Below are 1,136 nucleotides of genomic sequence, written 5' to 3' on the forward strand. Positions count from 1 at the left end.
ACATAGGCGACCAGTTCACGGGAACCGTCGGGGACCTCACGGGCAAGGACCACGGAACTGCCTATCGGACCGTGTTCCTGAAGCGCGCCCTCGATCTCCCCGAGCTCGATACGGTGGCCGCGCACCTTCACCTGGTGGTCCATACGGCCCATGAACTCTATCGTGCCGTCAACAAGCCATCGGCCCAGGTCACCCGTGCGGTACATCAGGTCCCCTTCCGAATAGGGGTTCGAAACGAACTTCTCAGAGCTCAGCACCGGATTGTTCAGGTATCCACGTGCAAGGCCGTCACCGCTTATGCAGAGCTCCCCAACAACGCCTATCGGACAGAGCTCCCCAAAAGAATCCGTTATATATGTTTTTAGGTTGCGGATGGGTTTTCCAACGGGCACATTGACACGGTCCGGCAGACCTTCCATGATATGTAGCGTGGCATCATCGGATGCCTCTGCAGGACCATACGCATTGACCACCTTCTTGTCGGGAAATCTAGAGAACCACCTTGACAATTGGGTGCGCGTCACCGTCTCGCCGGTCACCAACAGGTACTCCAATCGCTCCAGAACCGAAGAAGGCGCCTTCTCCAGTTCATCCAACAAGACCTTGAGGTAGGTCGGTACTACCTGTAATATCGTTATGCCGTCCTCATTCGATATCTTGTCCAGGAACCGTAGGGGGTCCAAGATCGTCGGTCGATCATAGATTACCGTAGTGCCCCCCGTGATAAGTGCATTGAGCAATTGCCATACCGATATATCAAAGGTGATCGAGGCATTCTGGGCGATCTTGCTCTCCTCGTCAAGATCCAGCTCTTCCTTCATCGCAAGCATATGGTTCAACATTCCCATATGTTCTACCATGACCCCCTTTGGCTTGCCCGTGGAGCCCGAGGTGTAAATGACATAGGCAAGGTTCTTTGGACCGACTACGGAGGGGAGGTTCTCACCGCTGAGCGAACCCAGCTCCTCCCTGTAAAGGGAAAGCTCATCACTATCGATCAATACCTTACAGGCGCTGTCCTCCAGCATGTAGCCGATGCGGTCCTCCGGATAGTCCGGATCGATCGGGACATAGGCCCCGCCAGCCTTCAGTATGCCCAGTATGCAGACCACCACCCAATCGCTGCGCTCCAGGCA

The 1,136-nt window shown here is 55.3% G+C and carries 1 protein-coding gene; it reads right to left on the reverse strand.

What is annotated here, in order from left to right; all coding sequences use genetic code 11:
- Nucleotides 1-1,136 (reverse strand): non-ribosomal peptide synthetase (locus tag ACEXOE_RS23690; RefSeq protein ID WP_394751364.1); only part of this gene is annotated, 1,136 nt, incomplete at both ends.

The sequence above is a fragment of the Spongiimicrobium salis genome, assembly GCF_043678055.1.
Lineage (GTDB): Bacteria > Bacteroidota > Bacteroidia > Flavobacteriales > Flavobacteriaceae > Spongiimicrobium > Spongiimicrobium salis.